Here is a 10,192-nt window from a genome sequence, read left to right as displayed (position 1 = left end):
AGGGACGTATGTACGGCGTGTCTTGAGTCAAGGTTCCTGACACCGACGCCCCCGAACCTAAAAAAGCCCGCCTAGAACCGCAGATTAAAATCAACCCCCACAACGCGCGGCTCGCCGAACTGATAATAGGGCTTGGTTTCATAACCATCTCGAGGGTCGTTACCGAAGGCGCCGAAGCCCCGGGTTTTGACGTCCTCATCGGTCAGGTTGCGGCCCCAGAGCGCCACCTCCCAACTATCGGCACGATAACCGATCCGGCCATTCAATAATTCATACGCATCGGACTGCTCCTCGTGGCGGCTGGAGAAATAAAACTCATCTTTGCCCTCCAACTCCACGCGAGCATACCAGTGCTCCGTCAGGTTAAACAGCGCACCCACCGCGAATTGATAGCTCGGGGCATGAGGCAGATCGCGGCCGCTCAGATCCTCCGGCTCACCAGTCTCTTCGTTTGCGCCGACGTGCGCGAAGCTCTGGAAGTCGTCAAATTCGCTATCGAGTAAGCCCACGCTGGCAAACACCTCGGTCATACGGTTGAGCCGGGCATTGGCTTCAAGCTCAAGGCCTCGGGCACTGCCCGCCGCAGCGTTGGTGGTGTAGTCGATAAAGCTGCAGGGACAGTCATCGCCCTCGTCCGGAACCACCCGGGACTGCTTGGTCTGCACATCGTCCCGGTCCTGATAAAACACCGCCACACGGGTCTGCAGGGCACCGTCGAGTGCTTCGCCCTTCCAGCCCGCTTCGTAATTCCATAGGGTTTCGGTGTCAAACTCCCGCTCATTCGCCGCCAGCGTCTGACTGCTGTTGAAGCCACCGGCCTTGAAGCCGCGCGAGGCCAGGGCGTACCACAGGTTATCCGCTTCATCCCGATATTCCAGAGCCAGCTTGCCGCCCCACATGTCTTCCGAGGGACTGAATACGGCGCCGTCACTGTCAGCGTAGTCGGCATCGCGGGTTTCGTGGCGCAGGCCGGCTTTCAGGGTCAGGCGCTCGGCCAGGGGAATATCCAACTGACCGTAGAGCGCGGTGTTCTCGGTACTGAAGGCACTTCGGAAATCCTCTTCCAGGTAGGTGTACTCCCGGCGTAAGTCCTCACTCTGGTCCCGGTAGTAAGTACCGACCACCCAGCCCAGCTCATCCTCTGCATTGCGCGATACCAGGCGCAGGTCGACGCTGGTATTGTCGTTGTCCCGCAGGTAGTTATCAAAGGAGTTGTAGCCGTCGAAAACACACTCGAAGTCGACACAGATATCTTCGTAGGCCCAGTCCTCATCGTAGCCATATTCGAGATCGGACTGGGCGTGACTGACCAGCGCCTCCACATCAAACGCCTCGGTAGCCTGCCACTGCAGGCGCACCGAACCGGCGGTGCTCTCCTGGCGGTCGTGGCCCGGCTGGTCCGACAGAGTGGTGCGGGTGTTGTCCAGGGAGAAGCCGTCGTAACCGTTGTCGACATCGACATAGAAGGCAGTCAGGTCGACCGTGAGGTCGGCGCGGGGCTGCCAACGCAGTTTGCCCCGCAGGGTCTGCTCATCGATATCGGCATTGTCGTCGGTGCCGAGAAAGGCGTTTTCCTGATAGCCATCACTGAGGGTGGTGCCCGCCGCAAGGCGATAGCTGAGCGTGTCCGATACCGGGCCGCTGATGACGCCGCTGGCAGTGTGGGTGTTGTACTCGGCCAACCCGAGGCTGGCCGTACCTTCGAATGATTCAGTGGGCGTGCCCGAGACCATATTGATCAGGCCGGCCATGGCGTTGGCGCCGTAGAGCGTGCCCTGAGGCCCCCTCAGCACTTCGACCTGCTGGATATCCAGGGTGGTGGCGCCGGCGCCAATGCCGGTCATATCAATACCGTCGATGATCAGGCCAACCGACGGGTTGACCGGCTCGACGAACTGGCTGCGCTCGCCGATACCGCGAATCTGGAAGAAACGGGCCCGGGAGGTGCCGGCGGAAAAGTTGACGTTGGGCGCGGTATTCAGCACCTGGGACAGGTGGTCGGCGCCGCGCTGGCGGATGGTTTCGGCATCAATGACCGAGGCGCTGGCGGCTAGGTCAAGAAGGCCGGACTGGCGAAAATCGGCGGTGACCAGAATTTCTTCATCGATCTGGGCCACATCCTGTGCCTGAGTGCTGACCGTCAAAAGCGCGGCCGTCAAAGCGGAAAGCGAAAAGCGTGTCGGGTTCATGGGCAGAGTCTCCAAAACAACGTTTAAGTGGAGACCCGGTATGCGAGCGGGAGTGTGCTGGAACGCTATTTATTGTGGCGGGCCAAGGGGCTGGCCTGCGGCACCCTACGACTATTTCGAGGGCGCTGGTTCCTCTTCCTATCCCTACGCCGGCATTAACCGGATCAGGTTCAACGGGTCCGCTCTGTGGTCAGAGCGTCTCAGGTACATGACCTCCCCGAGGAGTGGCGCCAATTCTAACGCGAATGAGGGGCTATCGCCAAACGATCAATCCTCCTGCCAGACCCAGTAGCTGGCGCCGGCCACCAACACCGCCGTCGCCAGCAGCCCCACCTGAATCACGACCGTCAACGGCGTTGCCAGCATCGCCCCCGCCAGCGCATAGGCCCAGGTTGGGGCGGGAATCAGTACCAGCGCCAGCAGACCGGCCAGTCCCGCCATCAACAGCACCCAGAGGACTCTGGACAAACGCCCCGCGCGGCGCACTGGCAGGCGGTGCATCACCGCATCGGTAAAACCGGCGTCGTCAATGTGGTCGCTGTTACGCTGCAGCGTCTGGCTCAGCCAGGCGTCCAGTTCGCGCTCGTCGTTGGGAATATCGGATTTCATTGTGCCGTCTCCTGCCAGGATGACAGATGGGTTCTCAGGGCCTTTTTACCACGGAGCAGGTGGGTTTTAACGGTACCAAGGGGAATGCCCATCACCTCGGCCACCTCTTCCTGCGTGAGCTCTTCCTCCAGGCTCAGGCGCAGGGCCCACTGTTGGGGCTGGCTCAATCGGGCCATGGCCGCTTCCAGGTCGCGCCGGGCGTCCAGGGAGCCGGCATGCCCCGCCTGCACCTGATGACTGTCCAGCTCAGGCGTGGCGTCCTCCAGGTCAACCTTGGTCCAGCGCTCCCGCGCCAGCCGCTTCTGGCTGGCCGCCAGATTGAACGCAATGCGATACAGCCAGGTGGAAAAACGCGCTTCGCCCCGAAAGCTGTGCAGCGAGCGGTAGACCTTGATGAACACCTCTTGAGCCAGATCGTCGGCCGCGGCCTCGTCTCCATTGCACAGGCGCCGGGCCCAACGGCGTACCGGCGACTGATAGCGCAGGACCAACTGCCGGAAGGCGTGCTGGTCCTGCTGGGTCATGACGCGGGCAATCAGGCCCGCGTCAGACAGAGGCTCAGGATTAGGGATCATTACTGCGCCTGACGCTCAGCGAGTTTCCAGATCAGGATCTTGGCCAGGCCCATGCCCACCAGGATCAGCCCGATGCTGCCAATAGCGAAACCGGTCATCAGGGTCAGGAACACCGTCAGACCGATACCCGCCCCCAGCAGTACCAACCCCTGGTTCAGGTTGCGGACCGGGCTTGGCAGCGCGTCCTCCATCAGGTTCTCCGGCACCGGCTGGCCAGCCTCCAGAAACTTCTGGATACGTTCGTTGAGCAGTTGCTGGCGCCGCTCCCGGTGGCGGAAGACGAACAGGGCAATCAGAATCACCGCCAGCGCTGGAGCGCCAAACACCATCAGGATGGCAACAACCGGAATGATCAGGGCCGCCGCATCGCCCCCGGGAATATGCTCGGGCATATGTTGCTGCCAATTGGCGGTTTCCGCTAAAGCGGGCACAGCCCCACTGATCAAGCCAAAGGCGAGCAGCGCTACGGCCGCAATGCGCAACAGGTGATTCAGAGTCAGATGTTTCATGGTCCATTTCCTCGTATCAGTCATTCTAGCGCGTCCAGCGAGGCGCTGGGTTACCAATCAAGACGAGGGCAATGGCGGGTCTGGATTCAAAGGCGGGCAAAAAAAATCGGGGGCGAGCGCGGTGGGCCCGAAAGCCCACCGCAACACGCTTACAGCTGGAACCGGCTGACCAGCGTATTGAGCTCCACCGCCAGTTTGGAAAGCTCTTCGGCCGACGCACTGGTCTGATTCGCGCCCGCCGCCGACTGGGTGGCGATGTCGCTGATCTTGACCAGATTGCGGTCCACTTCCCGCGCCACGCTGGCCTGCTCTTCCGAAGCGCTGGCAATGACCTGGTTGCGCTCGTTGATATCGTCGATGCCCTCGGCAATTCGCTCCAGCGCCTCGCCGGCGGCCTTGGCCACCGCCAGGGTCTCCGTGGCGCGGGTGCTGCTCAGTTCCATGGAAGACACCGCATCCTTGGTACCGCTCTGAATGTTGTTGATGATGGTCTCGATTTCCTTGGTGGAAGTCTGAGTTCGGTGCGCCAGAGCGCGTACTTCGTCCGCCACCACAGCAAAACCGCGACCGGCTTCCCCGGCCCGCGCCGCTTCAATCGCCGCATTCAGGGCCAGCAGGTTGGTCTGCTCGGCTATGGCCAGAATCACATCCATCACTTTACCGATGTCATTGGCCTGTTCGGCCAAGCCATTGACCGACTCCGAGGTCTTGTCGATTTCATCGGTCATAAACTGGATGGATTTTCGGGTCTCGCGCACTTTAGCCAGCCCATCTTTGGTGGCACTGGCGGATTCACCGGACGACTCCGACGTTTCAGTGGCATTGCGAGCCACTTCTTCTACCGCCGCGGTCATCTCGGTAACCGCACTGGCCGCCTGCTGAATCTCGTCGGTCTGCTCCTGCAGGCTGCGCGAGGAGTCTTCTGCCACCGAACTCAACTCCTCAGTTGCCGAGGCCAATTGGGTGGAGGAGTTTGAGATCTGACTGATGGCACTGCGCAGGTTCTCCCGCATGACCGCCAGCGAATTGAGCAGGCGGGCCGGTTCGTCATTGCCTTTAACCTCAATGGATTGGCTGAGATCACCACCGGCGATCGTCTCGGCATTATCCAGCGCCTGGCCCAACGGTTGAACGATACTGCGGGCAAGGAATACCGCCAGCCCGATACCGAGCAGCACCGCAACCACAATGGCCACAATCACCGCCAGTTTTGCTGCCGCAAAAACCGTGGCACCTCGTTCATCCGCTAGACGAGAGCCTTCCTGATTGATATCTGACAACTCCAACAATGCGTCAGCCATTCGATCGGCCGGGCCGCCCAAGGCTATATTGACGATCCCCATCGCCGAACCGAAATCCCCCTGCTGGACAAAGTCGACGAGAATATCAGCGTTCTCGAAGTACTCGGATTGAGCGTCCACGTATCGGTCATAAGCCGCTTGCACCTCGGGACTATTGATCACCTGCTCAAAGCGCTTCTGATTGGCACGGACATCCGCCTTCACCGCCTGCATGCGCTCGATGTTCTGCTCAACCATCACCGGGTCTTCATCCGCGGCAGTCCTTAGGGTAAACACCCGGTAGCGCATAATACTGGTCCCGAGGTCCCCTACCGCACGTACCGCGGGCATCCATTCGTCGTTGATCTCAGAGGAAATTTCGTCCATCCGGGCCATTTCATACAAAGCGAAGAGCCCCAGACCAATTAATAAAAAGAGCATGACTCCAAAGCCAGCGGCCAGTCGCGGGCCGATATTTAACGCACGTAAAAACATAGTCTGATCCCAAGATTCCGGGCTGTTGTTATTCCTTTTCACTCGCCCCAAATTTTCTGGTATGAAAACCAACACCCCTGGCCGGGGATATTCCCGCAGTTTTCAAAGTCGTTGTCTCGTTCGTCACGGGCACCACCGCCCCTCTTGGACTCTAGCACAGGACTTCAGGTACCACCGTGCCGGCCCTGATAAGGCTGTCGGCGGTGAGGCTGCAAAGTTGAAGCCTTTTTTGCCCCCTGGTGTACACTAACGGCCTACTGATCCTGTCCCCACAACGCTAGGGAGCTTGCCATGAACAAGATTCGCTGGGGGGTGCTCAGCACCGCCAATATTGGTCGCAAGAAAGTCATTCCCGCCATTCAGGCCTCCGAGCGAGGTGAAGTGGTCGCCGTGGGCTCGCGCTCCGAAGACAGTGCCCGCGCCTTTGCCGACGAGCTGGGCATTCCCGTGGCCCACGGCAGCTACGAAGCCCTGCTGGCGGACCCAAATATCGACGCCATCTACAACCCCCTGCCCAACCACTTGCATGTGCCGCTGTCGATTCAGGCGCTGGAAGCGGGCAAGCACGTACTGTGTGAAAAGCCCATCAGCCTGGACGTCAAAGACCTGCAGGCGCTCAAGGCCGCGGCCAAGGCCCACCCCAAGCAGAAGCTGATGGAAGCCTTCATGTACCGCTTCCACCCCCAGTGGCAGCATGTGCGCGAATGGCTGGAGCGCGGGGACCTGGGGCAAGTAAGGACTTACACCGCCTTCTTTGCCTACAATAACCGGGACGATGAGAACATCCGCAACCTGCCGGACATCGGTGGTGGCGGGCTGATGGACATTGGCTGCTACGGCATCTCCTCCGCCCGGCATGTCTACGGCGCAGAGCCGGTGCGTGTGGTCGGCAGCGTGCAGCCACTGGCTGGCTACGAGGTGGACTGCCTGACCTCGGCCATCATGGAGTTCCCCGACGGCACCGCCACCTTTACCGTCACCACCAAAACCGAGGCTACGCAGTGGGCGGAAATCCACGGTGAGAAAGGCATGATCCGCCTGGAGAAGCCGTTCAACCCCGAACCCGGCGATGAGAACCGGGTTACCCTGGTTATCAGTGGGGAAAAGCAGACCTTCAGCTTTCCAGAACCCAATCAGTACCAGCTGATGGTGGACGCCTTCAGCCAGAGCATCCAGGAGGACACGCCGGCCCCTACCCCGCTGTGGGATGCGGAAGCCAATATGCGCATTATTGATGCGCTTTTCACCAGCTCGGACGAAAGCCGCTGGGTCAACCTGGACTGAGGAGAGGCATTTCATGGAGAAAATTGTTGTGGTCGGCGGTGGCGCCGGCGGATTGGAACTCGCCACCAGGCTCGGTCGCAAGCTGGGCCGAAAGAAGAAAGCCCATATTACCCTGGTGGACCGCAACACCACCCATCTATGGAAACCGCTGCTGCATGAAATAGCGGTGGGCACCATGGATGAGGGCAACGATGCGGTCAGCTACCGCGCCCAGGCGTACGCCAAAGGCTTTCACTTTCGCATCGGCACCCTGACCGACATCGATCGCGAGCAGCGCCAGGTTGTGCTGGCGCCGGTTCTGGACGAGGAAGGTGTGGAGTACATTCCCGCCACCCGCATTGATTACGATTACCTGGTGATGGCTCTGGGGTCGGTGTCCAATGATTTCGGCACTCACGGTGTGAAAGAGCACTGCATCTTTCTCGACAGCGCCAAGCAGGCGCACCGGTTTCGCAACAAGTTGCTCAACCGGTTCTTGCGAATTCAGCGCGTTCCCGACGAACCGGATGAAGTACGCATTGCCATTGTGGGCGCCGGCGCAACCGGCGTGGAGCTCTCCGCGGAGCTGCATCATGCCGTCAAAGAGTTTCACCACTATGGCTTTGATGCCATCACCAATGAGCACCTGCACGTAACCCTGCTGGAGGCCGGCGAACGGATCCTGCCCGCCCTGCCCGAACGCATTTCCGCCGCGGCCACCCGCGAGCTGACCAACATCGGGGTCAAGGTGCGCACTCAGACGATGGTGACCTCAGCCGAGCATAACGGCCTGCACACCAAAGACGGTGATTTCATTGAAGCGGACCTGATGGTCTGGGCCGCCGGCATCAAGGTACCGGAGTTTATGGCCAACATCGGCGGTCTGGAAACCAACCGGATCAATCAGTTGACCGTCAATCCGCATTTGCAGGCCACGCGGGACGAACGGATTTTCGCCATTGGTGATTGCGCCGAGTTCATTCAGGAAGATGGCAAGCGAGTGCCGCCACGAGCGCAGTCGGCCCATCAGATGGCGGATACCTGTTACGACAACCTGCTCGCCTGCCTGCACAACAAGCCGCTGAAAACCTACCACTACAAAGACCACGGCTCGCTGATTTCCCTGGCGAACTACTCGACCGTAGGCAGCCTGATGGGCAACCTCACTCGGGGCAGTCTGTTTATTGAGGGTCGTATGGCGCGGGTGGTGTATATCTCGCTGTACCGGATGCATCAGGTGGCGGTGCACGGTTTGATCAAGACCGGTTTGCTGATGCTGGCGGGTAAAATCAATCGGTGGTTACGACCGCGGTTGAAGTTGCATTGATGGTATTGCTTAAATATTGACGGCACTTCACTTAGAGTGCTGCGGGAGGGTATACCCTCCCTCCGCAGTGCCAACGTAACGTTCCGGGAACTAGCACGCTTTCGTTCCGCCCCCCGTGTAACGGCGGATGCGCTTCGCTTATCCGCCCTACGGCCGAGCGCAGCAGTAGAACTCCGCGTAGGGCGGATAAGCCGAAGGCGCATCCGCCGTTACCCAAACCAAGTACTACTCTCGAAGTACCGAATAAATCGCTACGCACTCTCACCGACCAACCGACGCGGTAACCAGAGGGCGATTATCGCCGCCAGGGCCAAAAAGGCGGCTGAGATCCACAGGCAGGCAATCAGCCCCGCGACCTGATACACCCAACCGGAGAGCACCGTGCCCACGAGACGACCCATCGCATTGGCCATATAGTAAAAACCGACATCCAACGAGACCCCGTCCTCCTTGGCATAGCTGACAATCAGATAACTGTGCAGGGAAGAGTTCACCGCAAACAGCACACCAAAAATCAGCAACCCCACCACCAGACTCACACCTGGCGCAATACCCTGCCACAACGCCAGCGCAATCAACACCGGAATGACCGTCAGAACCGCCGCCCAACCAAATGCGGTACGTCCATCCGGCAAACCCCGCCCGGAGCGCCCCGTGATTTTCGGAGCGACGGACTGCACCGCGCCATAGCCAATCACCCAAAGCGCCAGAAAGCCCCCCACCTGCCAGTGGTCCCAGTCGAACTGGCTGGCCAGAAACACCGGCAACGCCACCACGAACCAGACATCCCGGGCGCCAAATAAAAACAGGCGGGCGGCGGACAGCACATTGACCGCGCGGCTTTTGGAGCAGACCTCAGAAAATTTGGGTTTGCTTTTGGCCCGGCCCAGATCCTTCTTCAGAAAAATCAGGCTGATGATCCAGACCACAGAAAGCGCAGCGGCCATGGCGCCGACGGCGCCGGCAAATCCCACGACCATCAACAGCGCGCCCCCCAAAAAGAAGCCCGCACCTTTCAGCGCATTTTTGGAGCCGGTCAGCACCGCGATCCATTTATAAAGGGCACCGCCCTGCCCGTCCGGCACCAACAACTTGATGGAGCTCTTGGCGCTCATTTTGTTCAGGTCCTTGGCCACACCCGAAAGCGCCTGCGCCGCCATCACCCAGGGCACCGTGAGCATGGCGGCCGGCACCAGCAGCATGGACAGCGCAACGACCTGCAACACCAGCCCCAGATTCATGGTCCGGTTCAGGCCCAGGCGGGCACCGAGCCAGCCGCCCACGAGATTGGTGATCACCCCGAAAATCTCATAGAACAGGAACAGCATGGCGATGGCCAGCGGGCTATAACCGAGTTGGTGAAAATGCAGCACCACCAACATCCGCAGTGCGCCATCGGTCAGGGTGAAGGCCCAATAATTGGCGGTAATCAGCAGGTACTGACGAATGGCCGGAGACAAGTGTGCCAACATGGTCAACCCGCGTGATCCGCGAGGCCGACCTTGCGCGCCAGTTCCGCCGTGCGGTTGGCGTAGCCCCACTCGTTGTCGTACCAGGCGTAGATTTTTACCTGGGTGCCGTCGATCACCAACGTCGACAGGGCATCGATGATGCTGGAGCGCGGATCGGTTTTGTAGTCCACCGACACCAGCGGTCGCTCTTCATAGCCGAGAATGCCCGGCATTTCCTCCTCGGCTGCACGTTTCAGCAGGTGATTGACCTGAGCCGCATCGGTGGCTTTTTCCACTTCAAAGACACAGTCGGTCAGCGACGCATTGGCCAGGGGAACACGCACCGCGTGGCCATTGAGCCGCCCTTTCAGCTCGGGGAAAATCTCCGTAATCGCCTTGGCCGATCCGGTGGTGGTGGGAATCAGGCTCATGCTGCTGGCCCGGGCGCGACGCAGATCCTTGTGAGGCTGATCGAGAATGCTCTGGGTGTTGGT

The 10,192-nt window shown here is 60.1% G+C and carries 8 protein-coding genes, 1 pseudogene and 1 riboswitch; of the genes and pseudogenes, 2 read left to right on the top strand and 7 right to left on the bottom strand.

The window, feature by feature from the left end; translation table 11 throughout:
- Positions 1-71: 71 nt before the first annotated feature.
- From B3187_RS00130 to B3187_RS00110, 5 genes are all read right to left on the bottom strand, one after another.
- Positions 72-2,189, bottom strand: a complete 2,118-nt coding sequence (locus B3187_RS00130; protein WP_286804111.1) for a TonB-dependent receptor — start codon at positions 2,187-2,189, stop codon at positions 72-74.
- Positions 2,190-2,312: 123 nt separating this feature from the next.
- A riboswitch (TPP riboswitch) is annotated at positions 2,313-2,419 on the bottom strand.
- A gap of 37 nt (positions 2,420-2,456) precedes the next feature.
- Positions 2,457-2,798 (bottom strand): DUF5056 domain-containing protein, encoded by a 342-nt coding sequence (locus B3187_RS00125; protein WP_286804110.1) that lies wholly within the window; start codon positions 2,796-2,798, stop codon positions 2,457-2,459.
- Positions 2,795-3,373, bottom strand: a complete 579-nt coding sequence (locus B3187_RS00120) for an RNA polymerase sigma factor (protein ID WP_123639541.1) — start codon at positions 3,371-3,373, stop codon at positions 2,795-2,797. The genes B3187_RS00125 and B3187_RS00120 overlap by 4 nt, the downstream gene beginning before the upstream one ends.
- Complete coding sequence (locus tag B3187_RS00115; protein ID WP_123639542.1) at positions 3,373-3,882, bottom strand: DUF6249 domain-containing protein; 510 nt, start codon at positions 3,880-3,882, stop codon at positions 3,373-3,375. Before B3187_RS00115 ends, B3187_RS00120 begins: the two co-directional genes overlap by 1 nt.
- Before the next feature lie 149 nt (positions 3,883-4,031).
- Entirely contained in the window at positions 4,032-5,657 is a 1,626-nt protein-coding gene (locus B3187_RS00110) for a methyl-accepting chemotaxis protein (protein ID WP_286804109.1), read from the bottom strand.
- 291 nt (positions 5,658-5,948) lie between these two features.
- On the opposite strand from B3187_RS00110, the gene B3187_RS00105 reads away from it, so the two are divergent.
- Both B3187_RS00105 and B3187_RS00100 read left to right on the top strand, forming a co-directional pair.
- Positions 5,949-6,941: a Gfo/Idh/MocA family protein gene (locus B3187_RS00105; RefSeq protein ID WP_123639544.1), complete on the top strand. Its 993-nt coding sequence runs from the start codon at positions 5,949-5,951 to the stop codon at positions 6,939-6,941.
- A gap of 13 nt (positions 6,942-6,954) precedes the next feature.
- Positions 6,955-8,247 carry an NAD(P)/FAD-dependent oxidoreductase gene (locus tag B3187_RS00100; RefSeq protein ID WP_286804108.1) on the top strand — a complete coding sequence of 431 codons (1,293 nt, stop codon included), beginning with the start codon at positions 6,955-6,957 and terminating at the stop codon, positions 8,245-8,247.
- Positions 8,248-8,498: 251 nt separating this feature from the next.
- On the opposite strand, the gene arsJ is transcribed toward B3187_RS00100, so the two are convergent.
- Both arsJ and B3187_RS00090 read right to left on the bottom strand, forming a co-directional pair.
- Complete coding sequence (gene arsJ / locus B3187_RS00095; protein ID WP_286804107.1) at positions 8,499-9,719, bottom strand: organoarsenical effux MFS transporter ArsJ; 1,221 nt, start codon at positions 9,717-9,719, stop codon at positions 8,499-8,501.
- Between the two features lie 2 nt (positions 9,720-9,721).
- Positions 9,722-10,192, bottom strand: a pseudogene (locus tag B3187_RS00090) (type I glyceraldehyde-3-phosphate dehydrogenase); the annotation flags it as partial.

The organism is Marinimicrobium sp. UBA4209 (assembly GCF_002381585.1).
Lineage (GTDB): Bacteria > Pseudomonadota > Gammaproteobacteria > Pseudomonadales > Cellvibrionaceae > Marinimicrobium > Marinimicrobium koreense.
Note: the sequence above shows the minus strand (reverse complement) of the source record. Positions and strands in the feature narration are given on the sequence as shown.